The 24,738-nt window shown below is 72.7% G+C and carries 24 protein-coding genes; 8 read left to right on the plus strand and 16 right to left on the minus strand.

The window, feature by feature from the left end; translation table 11 throughout:
- Positions 1 to 12: 12 nt before the first annotated feature.
- The 4 genes from STBA_RS26930 to STBA_RS26945 all read right to left on the minus strand — a co-directional run bounded on the left by STBA_RS26930 (position 13) and on the right by STBA_RS26945 (position 4,337).
- Positions 13 to 1,041: a hypothetical protein gene (locus tag STBA_RS26930; protein WP_253195031.1), complete on the minus strand. Its 1,029-nt coding sequence runs from the start codon at positions 1,039 to 1,041 to the stop codon at positions 13 to 15.
- 64 nt (positions 1,042 to 1,105) lie between these two features.
- The gene (locus STBA_RS26935; RefSeq protein WP_077061682.1) at positions 1,106 to 2,125 is read right to left on the minus strand and encodes an alcohol dehydrogenase catalytic domain-containing protein; all 1,020 of its coding nucleotides are present in this window, start codon (positions 2,123 to 2,125) and stop codon (positions 1,106 to 1,108) included.
- Positions 2,122 to 3,288 (minus strand): mandelate racemase/muconate lactonizing enzyme family protein, encoded by a 1,167-nt coding sequence (locus STBA_RS26940; RefSeq protein WP_077061683.1) that lies wholly within the window; start codon positions 3,286 to 3,288, stop codon positions 2,122 to 2,124. The genes STBA_RS26935 and STBA_RS26940 overlap by 4 nt, the downstream gene beginning before the upstream one ends.
- A gap of 143 nt (positions 3,289 to 3,431) precedes the next feature.
- Positions 3,432 to 4,337, minus strand: a complete 906-nt coding sequence (locus tag STBA_RS26945; RefSeq protein ID WP_077061684.1) for an SGNH/GDSL hydrolase family protein — start codon at positions 4,335 to 4,337, stop codon at positions 3,432 to 3,434.
- A gap of 243 nt (positions 4,338 to 4,580) precedes the next feature.
- On the opposite strand from STBA_RS26945, the gene STBA_RS26950 reads away from it, so the two are divergent.
- Both STBA_RS26950 and STBA_RS26955 read left to right on the plus strand, forming a co-directional pair.
- Positions 4,581 to 5,075 (plus strand): DUF3145 domain-containing protein, encoded by a 495-nt coding sequence (locus tag STBA_RS26950; RefSeq protein ID WP_077061685.1) that lies wholly within the window; start codon positions 4,581 to 4,583, stop codon positions 5,073 to 5,075.
- Between the two features lie 22 nt (positions 5,076 to 5,097).
- Positions 5,098 to 5,967, plus strand: a complete 870-nt coding sequence (locus STBA_RS26955; protein ID WP_077061686.1) for an NAD(P)-dependent oxidoreductase — start codon at positions 5,098 to 5,100, stop codon at positions 5,965 to 5,967.
- On the opposite strand, the gene STBA_RS26960 is transcribed toward STBA_RS26955, so the two are convergent.
- Entirely contained in the window at positions 5,934 to 6,587 is a 654-nt protein-coding gene (locus tag STBA_RS26960; RefSeq protein ID WP_077061687.1) for a TetR/AcrR family transcriptional regulator, read from the minus strand. The genes STBA_RS26955 and STBA_RS26960 overlap by 34 nt on opposite strands.
- A 45-nt stretch (positions 6,588 to 6,632) precedes the next feature.
- On the opposite strand from STBA_RS26960, the gene STBA_RS26965 reads away from it, so the two are divergent.
- Positions 6,633 to 7,565 (plus strand): beta-ketoacyl-ACP synthase III, encoded by a 933-nt coding sequence (locus tag STBA_RS26965; RefSeq protein ID WP_077061688.1) that lies wholly within the window; start codon positions 6,633 to 6,635, stop codon positions 7,563 to 7,565.
- A gap of 99 nt (positions 7,566 to 7,664) precedes the next feature.
- Here the strand turns inward: STBA_RS26965 and fabF are convergent, their stop codons facing one another.
- From fabF to STBA_RS26990, 5 genes are all read right to left on the minus strand, one after another.
- Positions 7,665 to 8,927, minus strand: a complete 1,263-nt coding sequence (gene fabF, locus STBA_RS26970; protein WP_077061689.1) for a beta-ketoacyl-ACP synthase II — start codon at positions 8,925 to 8,927, stop codon at positions 7,665 to 7,667.
- A gap of 95 nt (positions 8,928 to 9,022) precedes the next feature.
- A complete protein-coding gene (locus STBA_RS26975; protein ID WP_077061690.1) occupies positions 9,023 to 9,271 on the minus strand; it encodes an acyl carrier protein in 249 nt (82 codons plus the stop codon).
- Between the two features lie 58 nt (positions 9,272 to 9,329).
- On the minus strand, positions 9,330 to 10,328 hold the full coding sequence (locus STBA_RS26980; RefSeq protein ID WP_077061691.1) for a ketoacyl-ACP synthase III: 999 nt from the start codon (positions 10,326 to 10,328) through the stop codon (positions 9,330 to 9,332).
- Entirely contained in the window at positions 10,325 to 11,287 is a 963-nt protein-coding gene (locus STBA_RS26985; RefSeq protein WP_077061692.1) for an ACP S-malonyltransferase, read from the minus strand. Before STBA_RS26985 ends, STBA_RS26980 begins: the two co-directional genes overlap by 4 nt.
- 88 nt (positions 11,288 to 11,375) lie before the next feature.
- On the minus strand, positions 11,376 to 12,557 hold the full coding sequence (locus STBA_RS26990; RefSeq protein ID WP_077061693.1) for a helix-turn-helix domain-containing protein: 1,182 nt from the start codon (positions 12,555 to 12,557) through the stop codon (positions 11,376 to 11,378).
- Positions 12,558 to 12,632: 75 nt separating this feature from the next.
- Between STBA_RS26990 and STBA_RS26995 the strand changes: the two genes are divergently transcribed.
- Both STBA_RS26995 and STBA_RS27000 read left to right on the plus strand, forming a co-directional pair.
- Entirely contained in the window at positions 12,633 to 13,310 is a 678-nt protein-coding gene (locus STBA_RS26995; protein WP_077061694.1) for a pirin-like bicupin family protein, read from the plus strand.
- A 170-nt stretch (positions 13,311 to 13,480) separates the two neighbouring features.
- Positions 13,481 to 15,058: a hypothetical protein gene (locus tag STBA_RS27000; RefSeq protein ID WP_077061695.1), complete on the plus strand. Its 1,578-nt coding sequence runs from the start codon at positions 13,481 to 13,483 to the stop codon at positions 15,056 to 15,058.
- Positions 15,059 to 15,084: 26 nt separating this feature from the next.
- On the opposite strand, the gene STBA_RS27005 is transcribed toward STBA_RS27000, so the two are convergent.
- The 3 genes from STBA_RS27005 to STBA_RS27015 form a co-directional block, all read right to left on the minus strand.
- Positions 15,085 to 15,621 (minus strand): AAA family ATPase, encoded by a 537-nt coding sequence (locus STBA_RS27005; protein WP_077061696.1) that lies wholly within the window; start codon positions 15,619 to 15,621, stop codon positions 15,085 to 15,087.
- Between the two features lie 8 nt (positions 15,622 to 15,629).
- The gene (locus tag STBA_RS27010; RefSeq protein WP_077061697.1) at positions 15,630 to 16,331 is read right to left on the minus strand and encodes a VOC family protein; all 702 of its coding nucleotides are present in this window, start codon (positions 16,329 to 16,331) and stop codon (positions 15,630 to 15,632) included.
- 80 nt (positions 16,332 to 16,411) lie between these two features.
- The gene (locus STBA_RS27015) at positions 16,412 to 17,227 is read right to left on the minus strand and encodes a serine hydrolase domain-containing protein (protein ID WP_077061698.1); all 816 of its coding nucleotides are present in this window, start codon (positions 17,225 to 17,227) and stop codon (positions 16,412 to 16,414) included.
- A 132-nt stretch (positions 17,228 to 17,359) separates the two neighbouring features.
- On the opposite strand from STBA_RS27015, the gene STBA_RS27020 reads away from it, so the two are divergent.
- Together STBA_RS27020 and STBA_RS27025 are read left to right on the plus strand one after the other, a co-directional pair.
- Positions 17,360 to 17,827 carry a MerR family transcriptional regulator gene (locus STBA_RS27020; protein ID WP_077061699.1) on the plus strand — a complete coding sequence of 156 codons (468 nt, stop codon included), beginning with the start codon at positions 17,360 to 17,362 and terminating at the stop codon, positions 17,825 to 17,827.
- Between the two features lie 8 nt (positions 17,828 to 17,835).
- Positions 17,836 to 18,852, plus strand: coding sequence for an aldo/keto reductase (locus tag STBA_RS27025; RefSeq protein ID WP_077061700.1), 1,017 nt, complete (start codon positions 17,836 to 17,838; stop codon positions 18,850 to 18,852).
- A gap of 26 nt (positions 18,853 to 18,878) precedes the next feature.
- On the opposite strand, the gene STBA_RS27030 is transcribed toward STBA_RS27025, so the two are convergent.
- The 3 genes from STBA_RS27030 to aceE form a co-directional block, all read right to left on the minus strand.
- On the minus strand, positions 18,879 to 19,754 hold the full coding sequence (locus STBA_RS27030) for a DUF4429 domain-containing protein (RefSeq protein WP_077063636.1): 876 nt from the start codon (positions 19,752 to 19,754) through the stop codon (positions 18,879 to 18,881).
- 65 nt (positions 19,755 to 19,819) lie between these two features.
- Positions 19,820 to 20,986 carry an alpha/beta hydrolase gene (locus STBA_RS27035; protein ID WP_077063637.1) on the minus strand — a complete coding sequence of 389 codons (1,167 nt, stop codon included), beginning with the start codon at positions 20,984 to 20,986 and terminating at the stop codon, positions 19,820 to 19,822.
- A 125-nt stretch (positions 20,987 to 21,111) separates the two neighbouring features.
- Positions 21,112 to 23,844 (minus strand): pyruvate dehydrogenase (acetyl-transferring), homodimeric type, encoded by a 2,733-nt coding sequence (gene aceE, locus STBA_RS27040; RefSeq protein ID WP_077061701.1) that lies wholly within the window; start codon positions 23,842 to 23,844, stop codon positions 21,112 to 21,114.
- Between the two features lie 368 nt (positions 23,845 to 24,212).
- Between aceE and STBA_RS27045 the strand changes: the two genes are divergently transcribed.
- Positions 24,213 to 24,647 carry a DUF3052 domain-containing protein gene (locus STBA_RS27045; protein WP_077061702.1) on the plus strand — a complete coding sequence of 145 codons (435 nt, stop codon included), beginning with the start codon at positions 24,213 to 24,215 and terminating at the stop codon, positions 24,645 to 24,647.
- Positions 24,648 to 24,738 lie beyond the last annotated feature (91 nt).

Here is a 24,738-nt window from a genome sequence, read left to right on the forward strand (position 1 = left end):
GAACACGAGCAATCACGACCTCTCAGCAGGCGGAACCTCATCAAAGCCGGCAACGCCGACAGAACCAGCGGAGCCGATGGAGCCGGTGAAACGGTTGAGCGGGCCGGGCAGGCGGGAGCCGAGCGGCGACATGCCGCCGTCGGCGCCGAGCCTGGCCAGCAGATCGAGGGCGAGGCGCCCGCGGCGCACGCGTTCCTTCGCGGTGCTCAGGGTCACGTCGCGCAGGTGGGCCCCGAAGGGGTAGATGCCGGGCGCCTTGCTGAGGCCGAACTTGAGATAGATCGGCGCGCCGCGGCGGATCAACTCGGCGGCGTCGTACATCCGCACGTAGCCGCCGAGATCGTCCGGCGCCTCCAGGTAGAAGTCCAGGGGCACGCGGGTGACCCGGCGGATCTCCGTCAGGTGCTCCAGCGTGAGGTCGGAGGGGATGTTGACGGAGTCGGCGCCGAGCCCCTCGTGAACGGTGACGGCCGCCGGGTTCACCGGGCCGATGAGGGCCGAGACCTTGAACGTCGTCTCCGCGGGCAGCAGGCCCTGGTCCCGCAGCCGGTGCAGCACCCACAGCACGCCCTCGTCGGCCACCAGCAGGCAGCGGACGCCGAGCGAGGCGGCGCGCAGCGCGTCCTCGACGCAGCCGGCCACCGCGCCGTGGCCGCGGGCGCGCAGGCCGCCGCCGCCCGAGGCGGTGCGGGTGGAGGCGCCGATGTCCCAGGAGCCGCGCGGCCCGGTGAACAGGCACAGCTCCACGTTGGCCGCGGCGCACGCGTCGACCATCTCGGTGATCTCCGCGTCGGTGAGCATCCACACGCCGCTGCCCTGGCTGATGCGGTGGATGGGAACGTCGAGCCTGGCCGCCTCGGCCAGCACGGTGTGAAGGGCCTCCGGGCCTTCCACGGACGGTATTTCGGTGCGCCAGCCGCCCCCGTCTGAGAAGGCGTGCGGCGATGCGTCGGCGGGGTCGGCCACCGGGGCTGCGTAGCCGAGCGATGCCAGGGCGGCCTGGCCCGGAAGGCGGGGATGGGCGGGGGCGGACTCAGACACGGTGCTCCAGTGTTCGCGGTGGTTCGGAATTTCGTACGCGGTTCGGATCGTTGAGGTCGGCGCCCTAGGGCTCCAGCAGGACCTTGCCCACTTCGGGGTCGCCGCTACCGACGAGCTCGACGGCTTCCCCGAACGATTCGAGGGGAAGCCGGTGCGTGATCAGCGGGGCCGGTCGCAGCAGGCCCGCGGCGAAGGCGCGCGTCGCGTAGGCCCAGGCGGCGGGCGGGGCCCCGAACACGCTCGCCACGGTGAGCTGGCTGACCGACAGGTGGACGGCGTCGATGCCGTGGGCGCCCGGCGCGGGCAGGCCCGTCAGCACCACCCGCCCGCCGCGGCGGGCGAGCAGGCAGGCGTCGCGCGCGGTGCCGGGCGCGCCGGCGGTCTCCACCACCAGGTCGAACCGGCCGTGCAGCTCCGCGGCCTCCGCCGGGGTCGCGGCCCGGTCCGCGCCGAACGTACGGGCCTGCTCGCCCGGCCGGTCCCTGGGGTCGACGGCGACCAGTTCGGCCGGGGAGGAGGCGGCCAGCAGCTGGACGGCGAGCAGGCCGAGCGTGCCCGCGCCCACCACCGCCACCCGCTCCGCGGGCCGCGGCGCGGCGCGCAGGACGGCCGCCGCGACCACCGCGGCGGGCTCCAGGAGGGCCGCGGCGGTCAGGTCGGCGTCGTCGGGCAGCAGGTGCAGCAGCCGCGCAGGCAGCACGAGGTGGTCGGCGAACGCGCCGGGCCGGGTGAAGCCGGTCTCCTCGTAGCCCGCGGTGCACAGACTCGTCTCGCCGGAACGGCAGCGCGCGCAGACCTGGCAGGCGCGGAATCCCTCGCCGACGGTCCGCGCGCCCACCAGCGCCGGGTCGGTGCCGGGCCCGACGGCCTCGACCGTTCCCGACCACTCGTGCCCGGGCACCACGGGGTAGCGCACGTAGCCGTCCGCCCGGGTGCCCTCGTACACCTCGCGGTCGCTCGCGCACACCCCGGCCGCGTGCACGGCCACCCGCACCTCGCCGGGGCCCGGCTCCGGCGGGTGGTCCGCCGTCGCCAGCCGGTGCCGCCGCGGCGCCTCGACGATGACGCTGCGCCCGGTCGTCATCGTTTGGCCTGCCCGTCCCGCTTGTGCCAGTCCTCGGCCCACAGGTCGAAGCGCGCCTGCTGCTGCGGGAACTCGGCCGCCGCCTCGGTGTCGAGCTCCACGCCGAGTCCCGGCGCCTCGGAGAGCGTGAAGTAGCCGTCGACGACCTGCGGGGCGTTCTTGACGACCTTCTTGATCTCGGCGTCGGCGAAGTCGTTGAAGTGTTCGAGAATCTTGAAGTTGGGCGTGCAGCCCGCCAGCTGGAGGCTGGCCGCGGTGAGCACAGAACCGCCTACGTTGTGCGGCGCCATCAGGACGTAGTGGGTCTCCGCGGTGGCCGCGAGTTTGCGCATCTCGCCGATGCCGCCGAGATGGCCGAGGTCGGGCTGGATGATGTCGACGGCCTGCGACTCGAACAGCTCGCGGAACTCGATGCGGTCGTGGATGCGTTCACCGGTGGCGATGGGCAGTGTCGTCTTCTCCGCCACCTTGGCCAGCGCCTTCAGGTTCTCCGGCGGCACCGGCTCCTCCAGCCAGGAGGGCGCGAACGGCTCCAGCTCCCTGGCCAGCCGGATCGCCGTCGCGGGGGAGAAGCGGCCGTGCATCTCCAGCAGCAGCTCGGCCTCGGGGCCTATCGCGTCGCGGACGGCCTCCACCAGCGACAGCGAACGGACCGTCTCGGCGTGGTCCAGCTCGAAGCTGCCGGTGCCGAACGGGTCGAGCTTCAGCGCCCGGTAGCCGCGCTCGACGACGGTCTGCGCCGCCTTGTGGAACGCCTCGGGGGTGCGCTCGACGGTGTACCAGCCGTTCGCGTACGCCTTGACCCGGTTGTCCGAGACGTCGGCCCGGCCGCCGAGCAGCTGCCACACCGGCACGCCCAGGGCCTTGCCCTTGATGTCCCAGCAGGCCATCTCGACGCAGGCGATGCCGGACATGACGATCTCCCCGGCCCGCCCGTAGTCGCCGTACTTCATGCGGCGCACCAGGTCCTCGACGGCGAACGGGTCGGACCCGGCGATGTGGTTGACCTCCGCCTCCCTGAGGTAGCCGATCAGGGCGTCCGTGCGGCCGAGCATGCGGGTCTCCCCGACTCCGGTCAGCCCCTCGTCGGTGTGGACCTGGACGTAGGTGAGGTTCCGCCAGGGCGTTCCGACGACATGCGTACTGATTCCGGTGATGCGCACGGGAGTCAACCTCCGCTGTTCGAAATTTCGTCAACCGTTCGAAATGCTGACGAGAACGTAATGAGCGGGTGCGTGACCTGTCAATGGTTACGCCCCGCCCCACGGCTTGGGAACCCCGCGTACCCGGGTGGCCGGGACAGGACCTAGCCCTGCATCGTGACCTGCTCGTAGGCCAGTGCCGCGAGCGTCGACTGGCCCTCCCGGCTCGGGTGGAACCAGTCCCAGTCGCTCAGGTGGTGGGAGGTGAAGTCGAAGTCGAAGACAGCACCTCCGTCGTACCGGCACAGCACATCCGCGTTGCACACCTCGGCCAGCACCTCGTTGTACTCCTGCACCCGCGTGCGCACCGCCTCGCGGCGCTCCTCCGCGGCGGCCGAATCGTCGCCCGCGTCGCCGAGCATCGAGGGGCAGATACTGGCCATCTGCCACACCGAGCGCGCCAGCATCGAGTCGCTGCCCTCCGACCACAGCTGCATCAGGTCCGGCACGCTGGAGACGTACACCTGCGACTGCGGCAACTGGCCGCGGATGATGTCCACCGTCTCGGTGAAGTACGCGCGGAAATCCGCGACCGGCGTCATCGACTCCACGTCCGGCGCACAGGCGTCGTTCCCGCCGATCATCACGGTCACCAGCGCCGGCTCGTGGGCGACGGCCTCCCGCGCCTGGGCCGGCAGATCGGCCGCCTGCGCGCCGGACTCCGCCAGGTTCCACGAGCGCTCCGCCACCGACGCCTCGTCGCCCAGTAACTGCTGCGCGAGGCTGGCCATCCCGCTGTCGGTCCCGGTGGCCCACGAGACCTCGGGGCAGTCGGACAGCAGCGAACAGGCGTCGAAGGCGCGGGTGATGGAGTCGCCGATGGCCGCCAGGGACTGAGGGCTGGTGTTCCACTGCGGCGCCGGTGCCGGCTCCGCGCCGCTCCCGGCGGGTGCGCCGCGGTCGGTGTCCTCGGAGCCGTCCTGGCCGCCGGAGGTGCACCCCGCCAGCAGTAGGGCGGCGGCGACGGGCAGGGCGAGCGCGCGGCGGCGCGCGCGGCGGCGGGGCGGCATGCGGACTCCTCGTGTTCTGGGTGACGTCCTTGTGGTGGCGGAGCGGGGCGGTAGCTTGGGTCCTGGCAGGGGCGGCGCCCGACGTGCGCCCACATCAAGAGTAGAAGATGACCGCACGTCACACGCTGTCCAGTTTGCCGAGATATGGCGTGAATGCTGTTTACTGTTCGTGCGCGACGTCGGGGTCATCGGGGGCGCCTTGAGGATCGCGGTGGGCGCAGGCTGGGAAGAGTGGAGGTCCCGATGACGACACGCGGTGTTCTGTATGTGCACTCCGCCCCGCGCGCACTGTGTCCGCACATCGAATGGGCCGTGGCCGGAGTCCTCGGCGCCCGCGTCAGTCTGGACTGGACCAGACAGCCGGCGTCGCCCGGCACCTGGCGGGCCGAGCTGTCCTGGCAGGGGGAGGCCGCCGCCGCCTCCAAGCTGGCCTCCGCGCTGCGCGGCTGGCACCTGCTGCGTTTCGAGGTCACCGCCGACCCGTCGGCCGCGGCCGAGGGCGAACGGTACAGCTGCACCCCGGAGCTGGGGATCTACCACGCGGTGACCGGAGTCCACGGCGACATCATGATCCCCGAGGACCGGCTGCGCGCCGCCGCCGCCCGGGCCGAGACCGGGGAGAGCGACCTGGCGGCCGAGATCGCCCGGCTGCTCGGCAAGCCCTGGGACGACGAGCTGGAGCCCTTCCGGCACGCGGGGGACGGCGCGCCGGTCCGCTGGCTTCACCAAGTGGTCTGACAGAGCTGATCAGGGGGCAGACATGACCTCGGTGGCAGTGCTCGGTACGGGCATCATGGGCGCCGCCATGGCCCGCAACCTCTGCGGCGCCGGGCTCGACGTCCGCGTGTGGAACCGCACCAGGGCCAAGGCCGAGCCGCTGGCCGAAGCGGGCGCCCGCGTCGCCGACGACCCGGCGGGTGCCGTGGACGGCGCCGACCTCGTGCTGACGGTGCTCCACGACAGCGCCGCCACGCTGGCCGCCGTGCACGCCGCCGCTCCCGCGCTCACCGCGGGCACCGTGTGGCTCCAGTGCACGACCGCGGGGCTCGAAGGACTGCCGCCGCTGGCCGGGTTCGCGGCCGAGCGCGGCCTGCTGTTCGTCGACGCCCCCGTGCTCGGCACCCGCGGCCCGGCCGAGGCCGGGCAGCTCACCGTCCTCGCCGCCGGACCCGAGGCGGCCCGCGGCCCCGCCGCGCCCGCGTTGGACGCCGTCGGGGCGCGCACCGTCTGGGTCGGCGAGGAGCCGGGCGCGGCCACCCGGCTGAAGCTGGTCTGCAACAGCTGGGTGCTCGCCCTCACCCACGGCACCGCCGAGGCCCTCGCCCTCGCGGCGGGACTCGGGGTCGACCCGCAGGACTTCCTGGACACGATCGAAAGCGGCCCGCTGGACAACGGATACCTGCGGGTCAAGGCGGCGGCCATCCGTTCCGGCGACCTCGACCCGAGCTTCGCCGTGGACACCGCGGAGAAGGACGCCCGCCTCATCGTCGCCGCGGGCGACGCCGCCGGCGTCCGCCTCGACGTCGCGGCCGCGGGCGCCGAGCGCCTGCGGCGCGCCTCCGAGCTGGGCCGCGGCGGCCAGGACATGGCCGCCTCCTACTGGGCCAGCTTCCCGCCGGACGCCGGCTGAGCGGGGCGGGCGGCCGGTCCTTCCCGGGGGAGCAGGCGGGCGACCGCCGTGGTGGCGCGGGTGGTCGCGGCGTGGTCGCCGTGCAGCTGGATCGCGTGGTTGAGGCTCATCATCACCCCGTACAGCTCGAAGACCAGCTGCGCCGGGTCCGTTCCCCGCGGCAGGCCGCCGTTCGCCACGGCGGTGCGGACCTCGGCCGTCAGCCGCCGGTTCCACGCGTGGAACTGCCGCTGGAGCAGGGCCCGCACCGGACCGCTGCGGCCGTCCTGCTCGAAGGTGGAGCTGACGAACAGGCACCCGCCGGGGAACACCCCGCGGGTGAGGTAGGAGATCCACGCGTCGCACACCGCGCGCAGCCGCGGCAGACCGGGTGCGGCGCCCGCGGCCGGCCGCCAGACCTCCGCGTTGAAGATGACCGCGGCCCGCTCGAGCGCGGCGAGCTGGAGGGCCTGCTTGGTGCCGAAGTGCCCCAGCAGGCCGGACTTGCTGATGCCGAGCCCCGCGGCGAGGCGGCCGATCGTGAGCCCTTCGAGCCCCTCCACGGAAGCGAGGTCGAGTCCGCGTTCGATGATGCGCTCGCGCGTGCGGGCCGCCTCCGCGGCGGAGTGACGGGGACTCATGCCATTCACTATAGAGTCCGACCGATCGGTAGCTATATTGCTTTCATGACGCGAATCTCCGCTCTCGGCCACCATCAGCCGGAGCACGTGATGACCAACGAGGATCTGACGCGGCTGGTCGACACCAGCGACGAGTGGATCGTCCGGCGCACCGGCATTTCCGCTCGCCGCATCGCCCGCGATGAGTCGGTCACGGATCTGGCGGCGGCCGCGGCGGGCAAGGCCCTGGCCGGGTCCGGGACCGACCCCGCGGCCATCGGGCAGGTGATCGTCGCGACGTGCAGCGCCATCGACCGGGTGCCGTCCATCGCCGCCCAGGTCGCCGGCCGCCTCGGCATACCGGACGCCGTCGCCTTCGACCTCAACAACGGCTGCGCCGGGTTCACCACCGCCCTGGCCACCGCCGACCACACCGTCCGGGCCGGCGCGGCCAGGCACGCCCTCGTCATCGGCGCCGAGAAGATGTCCGACGTCACCGACTGGAGCGACCGCACCAGCTGCGTGCTGCTCGGCGACGGCGCGGGCGCGGCCGTCGTCAGCGCGGGCGAGGCGGACGGCATCGGCCCGGTGGTGTGGGGGTCCGACCCGGCCAGGCGGGATGCGGTGCGGATGCGGGACGCCTGGCAGCCGCGGTTCGCGCAGGACGGGCAGAGCGTCTTCCGCTGGGCCACCACGGAGCTGGCCCCGTTCGCCCGCGAGGCGTGCGAACGGGCCGGGATCGGCACGCACGACCTGGCCGGGATCGTCACCCACCAGGCGAACCTGCGGATCATCGAGGCCCTGGTCCGCCAGCTGGACGCCCCGCAGGCGGTCGTCGCGCAGGACGTGGTGGAGTCGGGGAACACCTCGGCCGCGTCCGTTCCGCTGGCCCTGGCCAAGCTCGTGGAACGCCGTGCCGTCCCGGCGGGCGCCCCGGTGCTCCTCTTCGCGTTCGGCGGTGGCCTCTCCTGGGCCGGGCAGGTCGTGCGCTGCCCCTGAACCCGTAGCACGGCGAAGGCCCGCCCCGGCGCGGACACGGAGGAGAGCCGGGCGCGGGCCGCGGGTGCCGCCCGGCGCTGCCGGTGCCGCCCGTGTGCGTCAGACGGTGCGCAGCGCGAGCACCACGTTGTGCCCGCCGAACCCGAACGAGTTGTTGATCGCGGCGATCGTGCCCGAGGGCAGCGTCCGCGGGCCGTCGCGCACCACGTCCGCATCGACCTCCGGGTCCAGCTCGGAGACGTTGATCGTCGGCGGGGCCGTGCGGTGGTGCAGCGCGAGCACGGTGGCGACCGTCTCGACACCGCCGGCGCCGCCCAGCAGGTGGCCCGTCATCGACTTGGTGGCGGAGATCGCCACGTGGTCCAGATCCTCGCCGAGCACGTGCCGCAGTGCCTTGATCTCCGCGATGTCGCCCTGCGGGGTCGACGTGGCGTGCGCGTTGAGGTGCGTGAGCTGTTCGGGCTTGAGGTCCGTGCCGTCCAGCAGATTCCGCATGGCGGCGGCGATGCCGCGCCCGGTCGGCTCCGGCTGCGCGATGTGGTGGGCGTCGCTCGACAGGCCCTGCCCCAGCATCTCGCAGTAGACGCGGGCACCGCGGCGCGCGGCGTGCTCGGCGGACTCCAGCACGACCACACCGGCGCCCTCGCCGAGGACGAAGCCGTTGCGCCCGGTGTCATACGGGCGGGAAGCACGCCGGGGGTCGTCGTTGTCCTTCGACATGGCCATCATGTTGGCGAAGGCGGCGATCGGCAGCGGGTGGATGCACCCTTCCGTGCCGCCCGCGACCACCACGTCGGCCCGGCCGGTGCGGATCATCTCGCCCGCGTAGCCCACCGCCTCCGCGCCCGAGGCGCAGGCGCTGACGGGCGTGTGCACGCCCGCCTGCGCGCCGAACTCCAGGCTCACGTTGGCCGAGGGGCTGTTCGGCATCAGCATGGGCACGGTGTGCGGGGAGACGCGTCGCGGACCGTGCTGCTTGAGGATGTCGTACTGCTCCAGCAGCGTGGTGACGCCGCCGATGCCGGAGGCGATGACCGCCCCGACACGCGTCGGGTCCGCCGAGCTGTCCTCGCCCGCCCGCGCGGTGAACCCGGCGTCGGCCCACGCCTCCCGGGCGGCGAGCAGTGCGAACTGGGCGGTCCTGTCGAGCCGTCGGGCCTGGGGACGCGGCAGCACGTCGGCCGGGTCGACGGCGGCGGAGGCGGCGAAGCGTACCGGCAGGTCTGCCGCCCAGTCCTCGGTGATGTTGCTGACGCCGGAGCGGCCCGCGAGCAGGCCCTCCCACGTCGACGCGCTGTCGCCACCCAGCGGTGTGGTTGCGCCGACACCGGTGACAACCACCGTTCGATTGGTCGCGTTCACAGGAATCATTACTCCGCTAGTCGGGGATGGTGGTGCAGCGCCACCCCCGGGGGTGGCGACACGCGCTGTGGGTGAACAGGGACGGGGCGAGCGGGTCAGCTCTGGTGCGATTCGATGTAGCCGACGGCGTCGCCCACGGTCTTCAGACCCTTGACGTCGTCGTCCGGGATCTTCACGCCGAAGCGCTCCTCGGCGGCCACGACGACCTCGACCATGGACAGCGAGTCGACGTCGAGGTCGTCGGTGAACGACTTGTCCTCGGTCACCTCGTCGTTGGGGATGCCGGCGATCTCGTTCACGATGTCGGCGAGACCGGCGACGATCTCTTCCCTGGTGGCAGCCATTGCGGCGCTCCTTCTCATGCTGCGGTGGGGTACCGCGTGGATGGTGATGGGATCTTGCTTAGGGGAGCGTAACGACCGTCGCGGCGTAGACGAGACCCGCCCCGAAGCCGATGACGAGCGCGGTGTCCCCGCTCTTGGCCTGCCCGGTCGCCAGCATCCGCTCCATGGCGAGCGGAATGGAGGCGGCCGAGGTGTTGCCGGTGGTCTCCACGTCGCGGGCGACCGCCACGTGGTCCGGCAGTTTGAGCGCCTTCACCATCGAGTCGATGATCCGCATATTGGCCTGGTGCGGAATGAAGACGTCCAGTTGATCCACGGTGATCCCGGCGGCGTCCAGGGCCTCCTGCGCCACCTTGGCCATCTCGAACACCGCCCAGCGGAAGACCGTCTGGCCCTCCTGCCGCAGCGCGGGGAACTTGTCCCCCGGCCGGTACCGGTCCCAGGGCACCGTCTGGCCGATGACGCCGGCCTTGTCGCCCTCGGAGCCCCACACAGTGGGGCCGATCGCCGGCTGCTGCGAGGGGCCGAGCACGGCCGAGCCCGCGCCGTCCCCGAACAGGAAGGCCGTGGAACGGTCCGTCCTGTCGGTCAGGTCGGACAGCCGCTCGACGCCGATGACCAGCACGTGGCGCGCGCTGCCCGCCACGATCAGGCCGGTGCCGATGGTCAGCCCGTAGCCGAAGCCGGCGCACGCCGCCGAGATGTCGAACGCGGCCGGCCGGACCGCGCCGAGCCGGTGCGCGATCTCGGTGGCGACCGACGGGGTCTGCGAGAAGTGCGAGACGGTCGAGACGATCACCGCGTCCACCTGCTCAGCGGTGATCCCGGCGTCGGCGATGGCCTTGCCCGAGGCGGCCAGCGCCATCTCCGCCACGGTCTCGTCCTCGTCGGCCCAGTGCCGCGTCGCGATGCCGGAACGGGACCTGATCCACTCGTCCGAGGAATCGATGTGCTTCAGGATCTCCTCGTTCGGGACGACCCGAGTCGGCCGGTAGCCGCCGACGCCGAGGATGCGCGCGAACGGCGCCCCCTGCCGGGCGTTGAGTGAGGCGGTCATGCTCCATGCTCCTGTTCGGCGGCCTGCGCGGGGTGCGCGGCGATCAGCTCGCGGGCCGCGGCCAGGGTATCCGGGCCCTTGACGGCCACCCGGGAGACATCGGGCAGATTGCGCTTGGCCAGGGCGGTCAGCGTGCCGCCCGGGCAGAGCTCGACGATGGCGGTGGCACCCAGGCGGGAGAACGTCTCCATGCACAGGTCCCAGCGCACGGGGCTGGAGATCTGGGACACCAGCCGCCGCACGACCTCCGCGCCGTCCGTCACCACGCCGCCGTCGGCGTTGGACACGTAACGTATGCCCGGCGTTCCCGGGGTGATGCCCGCGGCGGCGGCTTCCATGTCGGCCACGGCGGGCGCCATATGCCGGGTGTGGAACGCGCCGGCCACGTTCAGCGGCCTGACGCGCGCCCGGTCCGGCCGGTCGGCGGCCAGCACGGCCAGCTGCTCCAGGGTGCCCGCGGCGACGATCTGCCCGCCGCCGTTGTTGTTCGCCGGGGTCAGGTCCAGCTCGGCCAGGCGCGCGGCGACCGCGTCCGGGTCGCCGCCGAGGACGGCGGACATCCCGGTCTCGGAGACGGCCGCGGCCTCGGCCATGGCCTGCGAGCGGCGGCGCACCAGCGTCATGGCGTCCTCCGCCGAGAAGACGCCGGCGATGGCCGCCGCGGCCAGCTCGCCGACGCTGTGCCCGGCGACGGCCCCCACGGCCGCTCTCGGCGCGGGCAGCGCCTCGTCGTCGAACAGCGCGGTGGCGGACACGAGCGCGGCGGCGACCAGCAGCGGCTGGGCGACCGCGGTGTCCCGGATCTCATCGGCGTCGGCCTTGGTGCCGAGCCGGACGAGGTCCTGGCCGACGAGGTCGGACCAGCCGCGCAGGCGGTCGGCGACGCCGGGCAGTTCGAGCCACGGGTTCAGAAAGCCAGGTGCCTGGGAGCCCTGGCCGGGAGCGACGAGTACGAGCACGCTCTCACTCTCTCCCGTAGGCGCCGCTCACCGCCGGTGGCGGCGAGAACGAAGAACCGTCGAGGGATTTGTCGAAGCCGAACAAAACCTATGAGCGGAGTTCTTCGTCGGCGAGGCGACCGAGCATGAGCGCGATGCGCAGGGTGAAGGCCGATCGGACGTCCGACGGGGGCCATCCGGTGACATCGGTCACGCGCCGGAGACGGTAGCGAACGGTGTTGGGGTGCACAAAAAGCATCCTGGCGGCACCCTCCAGGCTGCTGGCCTGTTCCAGGTAGACGCTCAGCGTCTCCAGGAGCGCGGAGCCCGCCTCCTGGAGCGGTCTGTAGATCTCCTCCACCAGCAGGGTCCTGGCCGCCGGGTCGCCCGCCATCGCGCGCTCGGGCAGCAGGTCGTCCGCGAGCACGGGGCGGGGCGCGTCCGGCCAGGCGGCGCAGGCGCGCAGCCCGGCCGCGGCGGCCCGTGCGGAGCGGGTCGCCGCCAGCAGGTCGCCGACGAGCGGCCCGGCCACCACGGGCCCGGACGCGAACGGGCCGATCAGCGCCTTCGCGGCCTGCACCGGGTCGTCGCTGCCGCCGGCGATGACCACGAGCCGCTTGCCCAGCACGCCCGTGAGCACCTGGAGCTTGGCGTACCTGGCGGCCCGGCGGATCGCCTCGACGGTCAGCTCGCTGTCGCCGTTCGGCGCGTTGCCCAGCACCACCGTCACATGTTCGGGAGCCTTCCAGCCCAGGGCGGCGGCCCGCGAGACGTCGCTCTCGTCCGCCTCGCCCGAGACCACGGCGTTGACCACCAGCGACTCAAGGCGCGCGTCCCAGGCGCCGCGCGCCTCGGCCGCCTGCGCGTACACCTGCGCGGTCGCGAACGCGATCTCGCGGGCGTAGACCAGCAGCGCGTTGCGCAGCGCGCTCTCGCCACCGGGGATGGCCAGCTCGTCGACCGCGGTCTCCACGACCTCGATGGTGGTGCGCACCATCTCCACCGTCTGCCGCAGTGTGATCGCCCTGGTCAGCTCGCGCGGGGCGGTGCCGAAGACGTCGGTGCTGATGGCCTGCGGGGTGTCCGGGTGCCGGAACCACTCGGTGAACGCGGCGATTCCGGCCTGGGCGACGAGCCCGATCCAGGAGCGGTTCTCCGGGGGCATGGCGCGGTACCAGGGCAACTGGTCGTCCATGCGCGCGATCGCGGCGGCGGCCAGCTTTCCCGAGGACTGCTCCAGTCTGCGCACCGTGGCGGCGTGCGCCTGTTTTTCATCATCGGCATCGGACACGGGGACCAGCCTGCCTCATTTCCCGTCCGCTCATACCCGGCGGGGGTGGGTGCGGCCGACGGATACGGTGATTCCATGCTTCAGGTACGGCGCGCGGACGTGCGTTACCGCGGCGGCGACCCGGCCGCCGGCATCGACACCAGGCACGCGTTCTCCTTCGGCGCCTTCTACGATCCGGACAACGTGCGCTTCGGCGCGCTGACGGCCTGCAACGAGGAACGCCTGGCGCCCGGCGCCGGGTTCCCGCCGCACGCGCACCGGGACGTGGAAATCGTCAGCTGGGTGGCCGAGGGGCGGCTGTGCCACGAGGACGCCGAGGGGCGGGCCACGGTCATCGGTCCTGGCGACGTGCAGCGGCTGACCGCGGGCTCCGGCACCAGGCACGCCGAACGGAACGCGGGCGAGGAGCCGTTGCGTTTCGTGCAGATGTGGCTGATTCCCGACCGTCCGGGCGGCGAGCCGGAGTACGAGGTGGTCCGCGGCATCGCGGACGGCACCCCGTACGCGCTGCCGCGCACCGACGCGGTGCTGCACGTGCGGCGGCTGGCCGCCGGCGAGCGCACCGCGGTGCCCGCGGCGCCGCTGGTCTACGTGCACGCCGTGCGCGGCACCGCGGTCCTGGGCGGTGGCGAACGGCTGTCGGCGGGCGACGCGGCGCGGCTGACGGGGGCCGGCGAACTGGCCTTGTGCGCCGCGGAGGGCCCGGCGGAGCTGCTGGTGTGGGAGCTGGGGAGCGCCGGCGGGGCGCGCTGACCGCCGCGGCTCCGGAAGGATGCGCGCCCGCGGGAACCGCGCGCCCGCCCGTCACCGTCGGTTTCTTTGCGGGTACCCACGGCAGCCCTCGAGGCAGCCCCCGCGGCAGGCACCCACGGCGCGTACGGCCGCGCGCCACCGTTCCCGAGTGAGCGCACGAGGAGACCGAGATGACCGTCTTAGGCAGCGACAGACCGATCCCCCCGCCGCCCCCGCAACCGCCCACCGTCGGCCTGCCCAGGGACCGTGGCGTCGCGGCCACCGCGGCACTGCTCAACCTCAGTGGCCTGGGCGCCGGTTACCTGTACCTGCGGCACTGGCGGCGGGCGGTGGCCGCCTGGCTGCTGACCGGCGCCCTGCTGTTCGTCGCCCTCCCGGTGCCGGCCGAGGGCATGTCCGGGTGGTGGGCCGTGCTGTACGCGGCCGGTCTCCTGGTCCTCGCCGCCGACGCGTGGCGGCTGGCGCGCCCCGCGGCGCCCGGCCGCCGCGCCCTGCTGACGCCGGTGACGGCCGGGGTGCTGCTGCTCGCGCTGCCCGCCAGCGGCACCGTGCTGTTCAACGACGCGCAGGAACGGGCCCTCGAAAGCGCGCTCCAGGACCGGCTGACCGCGGCCGACGGGCTGGTCGAACGGGCCGGCGGCTCGTCGTTCGACGGCGCGGAGGACCGTTACCGCTCGGCCCTCACCGAGTACCTGGCCGTGCGCGGCGACCACCCGGACACCGACGCGGCGGCCGAGGTGCCCGACCGGCTCGACGCGCTCTACGGCCGGGCCACCGAGGAGCGGCCGGGGGAGGACGCCTGCGCGGCGCTCGCGCCGCTGCGCTTCTTCCAGGACCTGCCGGACGACTTCGAGGACCCGGAGGCCGGACGGCTGGCCGAACGGGCGGGCGGCGACCTCCCGGAGCCGCTGCACGGCTGCGGGATCGCGCGGACCGGGCAGGCGGACATGACGGGCGCCGAGGAGCCGCTCGGCGAACTGCTCAACGACCACCCGGAGTCCCCGTACGCCACGGGTCTGGCCGAGGAGCTCGGCGGCCTGCGGGACACGGCCGTCGACGGGCTGGCCGGGGACGCGCCCTGCGAGTCGCTCGAGGAGCTGCGGGGCTACAACACGCTGCTGGCGGCACTGCCGGGGGACGACTTCGGCCAGCTGGCCGCCGGGGGTGAAGCGCCGGTCCCGGACGGCCTGTTCGCCTGCGGCAGCGCGCGGTTCCTCTCCGGCGACTACACCGGAGCCGAGACCTCGCTGACCGAGCTGGTGACGGACCACCCGGAGCACGACCGCGCCGGCCACGCAGGGGACATCCTGATCGCCGCCCAGATCGCGGCCGAACTCCCGGCCGCGGGCGAGGAACTGCCGCCCGCGCCCGGCTCCGGCGGGGGCGGCGCGACCGTGATCGTCGAGGTGCTGAACGACTCGCCGAACGAGCTGGAGCTGCTGTGGACCGGGCCGCGCACCGGAAGCGAGACGGTGGCGCCCTGCCCGGACTGCTCCATCTACCCGGCGGACCCGGGCACGGACTCGTGCACGGCGAACATCGACTATCCCAGCACCACGCTGGAACTCCCGGCGGGTGACTACCACTTCCTGCACCGTTCGCCCGAACTGTCCGCCAGCAACCTGGCCGAGACCACCGGACTCGACGCCGACTACATCTACACCTGGTGCTCGTACACCACCGAGCAGGACCTCCTCTGGCCCGGCCTGGAGGACCTGGAGGACCTGACCGAGGAAACCGGCATCTGACCCACCCGAGGCCCCCCGGCCCGCCGTCACATCAGGCGGACCAGGGCGGCCACGTCGACCGGAACCGAGGTGTCCACGCGGTGCACCGTGCCCAGGGCGAGCGGTCGTGCGTGCCGCGCCCAGAACCGCCACTCCTCGTCGGTCGCCCCGCTGCCCGCGGCGTGCACGCCGTGCCGCGCGCCGGCGCGCGCGGTGAAACGCGTCCGCGCCAGCTCCACCGGCACTTCGCACCACACCTCGTGCGTCCCGGCCGGTGCCACGCCCGCGCGCCGCAGCCCGGCCACGACCACCGGACGCAGGTGCGCGAGCCACGGGCTTTCCAACACGGCCCGGCCGCGCGCCTCGCCGAGCAGCGTCCACAGCGTCTCGGCCGCGGCCGCGCCCAGCGCGCGGCTCCACTCCTGCGGGTCGAGTCCCGCGGGCCGCACCCGCGCCAGGCCGTCCGCCAGGGTCTCCTTCACCGCGTCCTTGGCGAACAGCGGCAGCTCCAGCTCGTCCGCCAGCGCCCTGGCCAGGGTCGTCTTCCCGGCCCCCGGGAGGCCGTTCACCAGTACGGCGGGCATCGTTGCGACTACTGCCGCAGCTCGGCGAGGCGGCGGGTTTCGTCGGTGAGGGCGGCGCGTTCCGCCTCGTCGAGGGGGACTTCGGCGGCTTGTGCCAGCCAGTCGGCGGCCTCTTCGTCCCGGCCGAGGCGGTGGGCGAGATCGCCGCGGAGGACCAGGATGCGGAAGCGCTGAACGGCGGTGGGTTTCTCGTTGCGCAGGGCCAGCACGCGGTCCAGGACCTTGACGGCGGCCTCGGGGTCCTCCTTGGAGTCGGCGAAGGTCACGGCGAAGTGCAGCGCGCGGGCGAACGTCTCCTTCGGCGGCGGCGCGTGGTCGGGGCCGCCACCGTTCGGCTGCCCGATGCGGATGCTGTTGCCCGCGGGGTCGGTCACGATGAACTGCCTGACCCCGTAGGACATCTCCCGCACCGGCCCCATGCGGGGTATGCCGCGGGCGGGGACCTTGCCGAACGCCGCCTTCCAGCCGGCGCGGAACCGTTCGTGGAGGGCGTCGACCTCGTCGGTCAGGATGTAGCAGCCGCTGTAGGACTCGGCCGGGTCGTACTCCTTCATGGCGAAGAACTGGAGCTCCATGGTGCCCCGTTCGACCACGGCGTACGCGTAGGGGCTCTTCTGGAGGTAGGTCACCTCGAAGCCGAGGGCGGTGTAGAAGTCGACCACGGGCTGAACGTCGCGGCAGGGGAGGAGAGGAATCATCTTCTCGGTCACGCCGCCAGTCTAGTCAAGTTTGATTAGCTGCGGCCTGTGAGGCCGCGGCCCCCGCGGGCCGCGGCAGAACCGGAACGTGCTCAGACCGCGGGCAGCTCCGCCAGCACCGCGTCGGTGAACGCGGGCCACGCCTCGGCGGCCCACGGGCCGAAGGCCCGGTCGGTCAGCACCACGCAGGCGGCCCGCACGGCCGGATCGACCCACAGGAACGTCCCGGACTGGCCGAAGTGCCCGAACGTGCCGGGCGAGGACGTGGCGCCCGTCCAGTGCGGGGACTTGTGATCCCGCAGCGAGAAGCCAAGACCCCAGTCGTTCGGCCGCTGATGGCCGAAGCCGGGCAGCACCCCGCTCAGCCCGGGAAAGACCACCGCGGTCGCCTCCGCCAGCGTCTGCGGCGCCAGCAGCCGCGGGGCCAGCAGCTCCGCGGCGAACCGGCTCAGGTCGTCCAGCGTGGCAACGCCGTCCTTCGCGGGCGAGCCGGGCAGGCCGGTGCCCGTCATGCCCAGCGGGTCGAGCACCGCCTGCCGCAGGTACTCCGCGAACGGCATGCCGGTGGCCTTGGCGACGTGGTCGCCCAGCACCTCGAACCCGGCGTTGGAGTACAGGCGCCGCGTGCCGGGCTCCGCCACCACGCGGTGCTCGTCGAAGGCGAGTCCCGAGGCGTGCGCCAGCAGGTGGCGCACGGTGGCGCCGGGCGGGCCCGCCGGCTCGTCCAGCTCCGTCGCCCCCTCCTCCACGGCGATCAGCACCGCGTACGCCGCCAGCGGCTTGGTGACGGAGGCCAGCGGGAACGGCCGCGCCGCGGGGCCGCGGGCAAAGGTGCGGCCGTCGGCGGTGACCACGGCAGCGGCGGCGGTGGACACGGGCCAGCTGTCGATCAACTCCAGGCTGCGCATGGCCCCGAGCGTAGCGCGGGCGGCGGATGCGGCGACGAGCGGGCGGTGAGGGCGGCAGCGAGCGGGCAGCGGTACGGAAAAAGTTACGTTGCGGCTTGCCTGGAGTGCACTCCAACTCTTTAGCGTGCACCTATGACCGTGACACAGCATGCCGTACCCGAGCTGGAGGAGACCACCGACCACTGCGCGTCGGCCGAGCGCCCCCACCCGCGCCCGGACGGGCAGGACCGCTACACGATCAGCGAGGTGGCCGCGCACACCGGGCTGAGCGTCCACACGCTGCGCTGGTACGAGCGGATCGGCCTGATGCCGCACATCGACCGTTCGCACACCGGCCAGCGGCGCTACCGCAATACCGACCTGGAATGGCTCACCTTCGTCAACAAGCTGCGGCTGACCGGCATGGCCGTGGCGGACATGGTCCGCTACGCCGACCTGGTGCGGCAGGGCGACCACACCTACCCCGAGCGCCGGGCCCTGCTGGCCGCGACCCGGCAGGGCGTGCTGCGCCGCATCGGGGAGCTGCACGACGCCCTGACCGTTCTCGACTTCAAAATCGCGCTTTACAGTGACGCCCCCAAGGCGCAGGAAAGGCACTGAACCACCGCATGAGCGCCACCACGATCGCCACCGCCCCGCTCGGCACGCACGGCCCCAGGACCGGTATCCAGGGACTCGGCTGCATGGGCATGAGCTTCGCCTACGGACCCACCGACGCCACGGAGGCGAGGGCCACCCTGGAACGGGCGCTGGAGCTGGGCGTCACCCTGTACGACACCGCCGACATGTACGGCTCGGGGGACAACGAGACGTTCCTCTCGCCGTTCTTCCTGGCCCACCGCGACGAGGTCGTCATCGCGACCAAGTTCGGCATCGTGCTCGACCCCGCCGACCCGCTGAAGCGGGGCGTCCGCAACGACCGCGCCTACCTCAGGGCCTGCGCCGAGGGCAGCCTGCGGCGGCTCGGCGTGGACGCGATCGACCTGTACTACCTGCACCGGCGCGATCCGCAGGTGCCGATCGAGGACACCGTCGGCGCGATGGCCGAGCTGGTCGCCGAGGGCAAGGTGCGGCACCTGGGCCTGAGCGAGGTCACGGGCGCCGAGCTGCGCGCGGCGCACGCGGTGCACCCCATCGCGGCGGTGCAGTCGGAGTGGTCCCTGTTCTCGCGCGACGTGGAACGGACCGCCGTGCCGGCGGCCGCGGAGCTGGGCGTCACGTTCGTGCCGTACTCGCCGCTCGGCCGGGGATTCCTGACCGGCTCGTTCACCGACGCGAGCGCCGAGCTTCCGGCCGGGGACTTCCGCCACCACCAGCCCCGCTACAGCGGCGCCAACGCGGTGGCGAACTCCGAGCGGCTCGCCCCCGTCCGCGCCATCGCGGAGGCCCGCGGCGCGACGCCGGGGCAGATCGCGCTGGCCTGGGTGCACCAGCAGGCGGCGGTGCGCGGTCTCGCGGTTATCCCGATCCCGGGAACGCGGCGCAGGGCGCGTGTCGAGGAGAACACGGCGGCCACCCGCATCGCCCTGACCCCGGACGAGCTGGCCGCCCTGGAGCCGATCGCCGCCGGCGTCAGCGGCGACCGCTACCACGACATGAGCTTCACCTCGGCCGCCCGCGAATAGCCCGTCAGGACGCGGCCGGCGGGGCTTTAAAGCTCGGCCAGGAGCTGCGTCTTCTTCGCGGTGAACTCCTCGTCCGTCAGCAGCCCCGCCGAGTGCAGCTCGCCGAGGTGGCGGATGCGGTTGGCGATGTCGCCCGGGTCCGCCCGCCGGTGGCCGTTGTCCAGGTGGCCCTCCCCGGCGGGCTCCGCCGCGCGGATCGCCTCCGACACGGCCGCGGCCAGCGGCAGCGACTCGTGGACCAGGCCGTAGCCGAGGCCGAATACGACGGCCGCCGGGTCCTGGTCGGCCGTCCCGTTCTGCGGCTCGGGCTGCCCGTCGGGGCCGCGCCGCCGCAGGCGCAGGTGGCCGCCGGCTATCTCCGGTGAGCGCCAGTCGACCTCGGCCAGCTCGCTCACCGGGAAGGACTGGTCGCCGGCCTTCCACTTGGCGGACGAGGCGCCGGTCCAGAACCAGCGGAACGAGACCACCTTGCCGTCGAAGGACACCTTGGCGTCGTATGCCTTGAACTGGAGCGGCGCCGGCGGGGCCGCGACCAGGTACTGGTCGGCGGGCTCGTCCGCGTGCGGGCCCAGGGCCGCGCGCAGCTCGGTGGCGTAGTAGTCGCCCAGCGTCTCGCGCTCGGCGGGCAGGACCAGCCGGTAGGGGTCGGCCGCCTGCCGCAGCTGGCCCGCGGCGGTTTCGAGCAGCGGGTCGGCCCCGGGGCGGGGCACGGCGTGCAGGACCACGGTGCCCTTGCGCGTTCCCGGGGCCAGGTCGACGGTGCTCAGCGCCTCGAACGGGATACGGCGCTCGCCCAAGACCTGGAACAGTTTTGGTGTGCGTATTCCCCGTTCGAAGCGGATGAGCACGGAGTCGGTGTCAAACTCCCACGTGGAGTGGATTCCGGCCAGCACATCACCCATGCGGGTCATCGTATGCGCCGGGGCTGACGATTCGGCTTCCCCCGGATGGGTGTGTTCCTGTCAGCTCAGGCGGTCGCGGGCCTGGCACAGGGGTCGGCGGGGGCGCAGCCCGTGGTGCCTGAGGCACAAGTGACGTCATTTACCTCACCGGCGCCAATGAGCGCCAGATTTTCCAGGCTTCTCGCCTCGGGTTCGAAATAGCCGCTGTGTCCCTCCGCGTCGCCCGCGGACAGCACGCGCGCCCCGAAGGACTCCGCGGCCGGGTCGGCGCCGTGGCCCAGGGGGCCGAGCGCGAGGTGCGGAATGTCCGCCACCCAGTCGTCCTCCGCCCGTATCGCCCACACCCGCGCCGAGGTGTCGAGGCCGTGCACGTCCGAGGCGCGCATGCCGGGGCTCCCGGTGACCGCGATGTCCGTGACCCGGTCCGGCAGCCCGGCGGCGGCCACGCCGCACACCACCGAGCCGTAGGAGTGGCAGAACAGCGCGACGGGCGCCTCGCCCGGCAGCGCGCGCACGGACTCCGTGAGCCGGTCGGCGCCTTCCCCGGCCAGTTCGGCGGTCGCGGCGGACATGCCGAGCCCGTCCGGGCTGTCGTAGTCGGCCCAGGCGATCACGGCGGTCGACTCGCCGGGGTCGAGCGACCGCTCGCGGGTGTACAGGGCCTCGGCCATGCCGGAGGGCGCCCGGTACTTCCCGCGCGTCCGTTCGAACGTGAGCAGTTCGGTGTCCACCCCCGGCACCACGAGCGAGATCCGGTCCGCGCCCTGAAGGTCGCCGAAGACCTCGGCGGCCCGGCCGCGGCCCGTCGGGTCGAAGGACAGGAACTGGCGGCCCGGCGCCAGCATCGACGTGAAGCGGTTCATGCGCCGGCCCGCCTCGTGCTGGCCGGCCGGGGAAAGACGTTCGTCGTGCATGCGGCGGCGCTCGTTGTCCCGGGCGTCGGCGAGCGCCTGCCGGTTCGCCTGGTAACGCAGGGCGACGGGGGCGCCGGGCAGGTTGCCGACGACGAGGGGGTGGCGCGCGGCCAGGCGGTCACGTTCCGCGGCGGTGAGCCCGGCGAAGAAGGCGCTGATCCGGCCGGGCGACGCCGCCGGGTCGGGCAGCGGCCTGCCGCGGACGCTGCCGCGCTCCCAGCCCGCCAGCTGAACGTCGTAGGCGTCGGGGGCCGGATCGGCGCCGCCGGCCACCCAGCCGGCCGTCGCCAGCACGGCGAAGACCACCGTCAGCGGCATCACGACCCGGCGGACGGTGCGGGAGAGAACAGGACGAAACTTCAGCACAGACGGGACAGCATACGGGGGGCGGACCACCGGTCGTTCCGGTGGTCCGCCCTTGCACGCCTGCTGTCCCGCGCGCCCTAGGCGTCGCCGCCGGCAGGGCCCGGGTCGGCCGCGGCCACGTCGAGCAGCTGGTAGCGGTCGATGGCCTGCTTGAGGACCGAGCGGTCGATCTTCCCCTCCTTGGCCAGCTCGGTGAGCACGGCCAGGACGATCGACGGGGCGTCGATGTGGAAGAAGCGGCGCGCGGCACCCCTGGTGTCGGCGAAACCGAAGCCGTCACCGCCCAGCGACTGGTAGGTGCCGGGCACCCAGCGCGCGATCTGGTCGGGAACGGACCGCATCCAGTCGGATACCGCCACGATCGGTCCCTGAGCGCCCTGGAGCTTGCGCGTCACATACGGAACGCGCTGCTCCTCCTCCGGGTGCAGCAGATTGTGCTCCTCCGCCGCGACGGCGTCCCTGCGCAGCTCGTTCCACGAGGTGGCCGACCACACGTCCGCCTTGACCTGCCACTCCTCGGCGAGGATGCGCTGGGCCTCCAGGGCCCAGGGCACGGCCACGCCGGAGGCCAGGATCTGCGCCGGAACGCCGTCGCCGCCGCCCTCCTGGTACCGGTAGAGGCCCTTGCGGATGCCCTCCACGTCGACGCCCTCGGGCTCGGCGGGCTGGCTGATCGGCTCGTTGTAGACGGTCAGATAGTAGAAGACGTCCTCGGAGTTCTCGCCGTACATGCGGCGCAGGCCGTCCCGCACGATGTGCGCGATCTCGAAGCCGAACGCCGGGTCGTAGGCGACACAGGCCGGGTTCGTCGAGGCGAGCAGCTGCGAGTGGCCGTCCGCGTGCTGCGTGCCCTCGCCGGTCAGCGTGGTGCGGCCGGCGGTCGCGCCGAGCACGAAACCGCGCGCGAGCTGGTCGCCCATCTGCCAGAACTGGTCGCCGGTCCGCTGGAACCCGAACATCGAGTAGAAGACGTAGATCGGGATGAGCGGCTCGCCGTGTGTCGCGTACGCCGAGCCCGCCGCGATCAGCGAGGCCGTGCAGCCCGCCTCCGTGATGCCGTCGTGCAGCATCTGCCCGGTGGGCGACTCCTTGTAGGAAAGGAGCAGATCGCGGTCCACCGACTCGTAGGTCTGCCCCAGCGGGTTGTAGATCTTCGCGGACGGGAACAGCGAGTCCATGCCGAACGTGCGGTACTCGTCCGGGGCGATCGGCACGAAGCGCTTGCCGATCTCCTTGTCCCGCATCAGGTCCTTCAGCAGCCGTACGAACGCCATCGTGGTGGCGACCTGCTGCTGTCCCGAACCCTTGCGGACGGCCGCGTACGCCTTATCGCCCGGAAGGGTGAGCGGCTTGGCGCGGATGACGCGCGTCGGCACGTAGCCGCCCAGCTCGCGGCGGCGGTCGTGCATGTACTGGATCTCTTCCGAGTCCCGGCCCGGGTGGTAGTACGGCGGCAGGCCGGACTCCAGCTCGCTGTCCGGGATCGGCAGGTGCAGCCGGTCGCGGAAGCCCTTCAGGTCGGCGACCGTGAGCTTCTTCATCTGGTGGGTCGCGTTGCGCCCCTCGAAGCTCGGCCCGAGCATCCAGCCCTTGATCGTCTGGGCGAGGATCACCGTGGGCTGGCCCTGGTGCTCCTTGGCGGCCTTGTACGCCGCGTAGACCTTGCGGTGGTCGTGCCCGCCGCGGCCCAGGTGCAGGATCTGGTCGTCGGACATGCCTTCGACCATCCCGCGCAGCCGCTGGTCGCCGCCGAAGAAGTGGTCGCGGATGTACGCGCCGGTCTCGGTGGCGTAGGTCTGGAACTGCCCGTCCGGCGTGGTGTTCAGCTTGTTGACCAGCACGCCGTCCCGGTCCTGCGCCAGCAGCGGGTCCCAGGAGCGGTCCCAGACCAGCTTGATCACATTCCAGCCGGCGCCGCGGAAAACGGACTCCAGCTCCTGGATGATCTTGCCGTTGCCGCGCACGGGGCCGTCGAGGCGCTGGAGGTTGCAGTTGACCACGAACGTCAGGTTGTCCAGGCCCTCGCGCGCCGCGATGGACAGCTGGCCGAGCGACTCGGGCTCGTCCATCTCACCGTCGCCGAGGAACGCCCAGACGTGCGACCTGGAGGTGTCCGCGATACCGCGGGCCTGCATGTAGCGGTTCATCCGCGCCTGGTAGATGGCGCTGATCGGGCCGAGCCCCATGGAGACGGTCGGGAACTCCCAGAAGTCCGGCATCATCCGCGGGTGCGGATAGCTGGACAGCCCGTACGGCGCCTTGGAGCGCTCCTGGCGGAACGCGTCCAGGTGCTCGTCGGAGAACCGGTCCAGGAGGTAGGCGCGGGCGTAGATGCCCGGCGAGGCGTGTCCCTGGAAGAACACCTGGTCGCCGCCGTCGCCGCCGTCCTTGCCGCGGAAGAAGTGGTTGAAACCGACGTCGTACAGCGACGCCGAGGAGCCGAAGGTGGCGATGTGGCCACCCACCCCGATCCCGGGACGCTGGGCGCGGGAGACCGTCACGGCCGCGTTCCAGCGGGTCGCGTTGAGGATCTTGCGCTCGATCTCCTCGTTACCGGGGAAGAACGGCTCGTCCTTGGTCGCGATCGTGTTGACGTAGTCCGTGCTGCGCATCTCGGGCACGGCCACCCGCTTCTCACGGGCGCGCTCGATCAGGCGGAGCATGAGATAGCGGGCCCGCTCCCGGCCTCGCTCGTCGACGGCGGCGTCGAGCGAGTCGAGCCATTCCTGAGTCTCCTCAGGGTCGAAATCCGGGACCTGGCTGGGAAGGCCGCCAATGATGATCGGGTTGCGATCTGATCCGGAAGCCACGCTGTTCCTTCACTGTGAGTTGTCTGCTCTGCTTGTGTCGCGCCGCCTCCATCGTGGACCGCCGACGGCGAAACGTCATCTCTACTGGGCGGTAATCCTCACTTCATGATCCTCACCGATCCTTGGCGGAGCCTTGCCTCGGCCATGGGCCAACGGGCCACCCTACGCCCCGGGCGAGGGGCGCTGCGAACAACCGTTCGCGACACTATGGTGCAGATCACGCGGCCGACGGGGGCCAAGACGTCAACGTTTGGGCAGGCTCGGCGGCCGGGTACTTGCGCGATCCGTCCCGCGCGTGTGGACTACGGCCAAGCCGCGCGCACGCGCGGGACCGACCCGTACATTCCGAAACAGGACAGGAGCTATCCGTGAGCGCGACCGCGGACCACGCGGAGGAGCGGACCAACCCCGCCGCTCGGCTGGGTTTCCAGCCCGGGCAGGTGGTCCAGGAGCTCGGCTACGACGAGGACGCCGAGCAGGAACTCCGCGAGGGAATCGAGGCCATCACGGGCCAGGAGCTCGTCGACGAGACATTCGACGACGTGGCCGATGCCGTGGTGCTGTGGTTCCGCGAGGAAGACGGCGATCTGACCGACGCGCTGGTGGATGCCACCACGATGATCGATCCCGGGGCACCGGTCTGGCTCCTGACACCGAAGACGGGCCGGGACGGCTACGTCGAGCCCAGTGACATCGGCGAGGCCGCGCAGACGGCGGGGCTGGCGCAGACCAGCAGCGTCAGCGCCGGCCGGGACTGGTCCGGCAGCCGCCTGGTCACACCCAAGGCCGCGGGAAAGAAATAGCCCGCGGGGCACACACGCGAGCACACGGGTCCCCGGGGGCGCACAAGCCGCCGGGGACCGCGTCGTAGGCTGGGCGGTGCCACTTTACCTC

This window comes from Streptomyces sp. MP131-18, from assembly GCF_001984575.1.
GTDB lineage: Bacteria > Actinomycetota > Actinomycetes > Streptomycetales > Streptomycetaceae > Streptomyces > Streptomyces johnsoniae.

Coding starts and splice junctions, on each gene's coding strand:
- STBA_RS26935 (WP_077061682.1), bottom strand. CDS start 2,125: ATGACGACCGGGCGCAGCGTCATCGTCGAGGCGCCGCGGCGGCACCGG.
- STBA_RS26945 (WP_077061684.1), bottom strand. CDS start 4,337: ATGCCGCCCCGCCGCCGCGCGCGCCGCCGCGCGCTCGCCCTGCCCGTC.
- STBA_RS26950 (WP_077061685.1), top strand. CDS start 4,581: ATGACGACACGCGGTGTTCTGTATGTGCACTCCGCCCCGCGCGCACTG.
- STBA_RS26955 (WP_077061686.1), top strand. CDS start 5,098: ATGACCTCGGTGGCAGTGCTCGGTACGGGCATCATGGGCGCCGCCATG.
- STBA_RS26960 (WP_077061687.1), bottom strand. CDS start 6,587: ATGAGTCCCCGTCACTCCGCCGCGGAGGCGGCCCGCACGCGCGAGCGC.
- STBA_RS26965 (WP_077061688.1), top strand. CDS start 6,633: ATGACGCGAATCTCCGCTCTCGGCCACCATCAGCCGGAGCACGTGATG.
- STBA_RS26975 (WP_077061690.1), bottom strand. CDS start 9,271: ATGGCTGCCACCAGGGAAGAGATCGTCGCCGGTCTCGCCGACATCGTG.
- STBA_RS26980 (WP_077061691.1), bottom strand. CDS start 10,328: ATGACCGCCTCACTCAACGCCCGGCAGGGGGCGCCGTTCGCGCGCATC.
- STBA_RS26995 (WP_077061694.1), top strand. CDS start 12,633: ATGCTTCAGGTACGGCGCGCGGACGTGCGTTACCGCGGCGGCGACCCG.
- STBA_RS27000 (WP_077061695.1), top strand. CDS start 13,481: ATGACCGTCTTAGGCAGCGACAGACCGATCCCCCCGCCGCCCCCGCAA.
- STBA_RS27005 (WP_077061696.1), bottom strand. CDS start 15,621: ATGCCCGCCGTACTGGTGAACGGCCTCCCGGGGGCCGGGAAGACGACC.
- STBA_RS27015 (WP_077061698.1), bottom strand. CDS start 17,227: ATGCGCAGCCTGGAGTTGATCGACAGCTGGCCCGTGTCCACCGCCGCC.
- STBA_RS27020 (WP_077061699.1), top strand. CDS start 17,360: ATGACCGTGACACAGCATGCCGTACCCGAGCTGGAGGAGACCACCGAC.
- STBA_RS27025 (WP_077061700.1), top strand. CDS start 17,836: ATGAGCGCCACCACGATCGCCACCGCCCCGCTCGGCACGCACGGCCCC.
- STBA_RS27030 (WP_077063636.1), bottom strand. CDS start 19,754: ATGGGTGATGTGCTGGCCGGAATCCACTCCACGTGGGAGTTTGACACC.
- STBA_RS27035 (WP_077063637.1), bottom strand. CDS start 20,986: ATGCCGCTGACGGTGGTCTTCGCCGTGCTGGCGACGGCCGGCTGGGTG.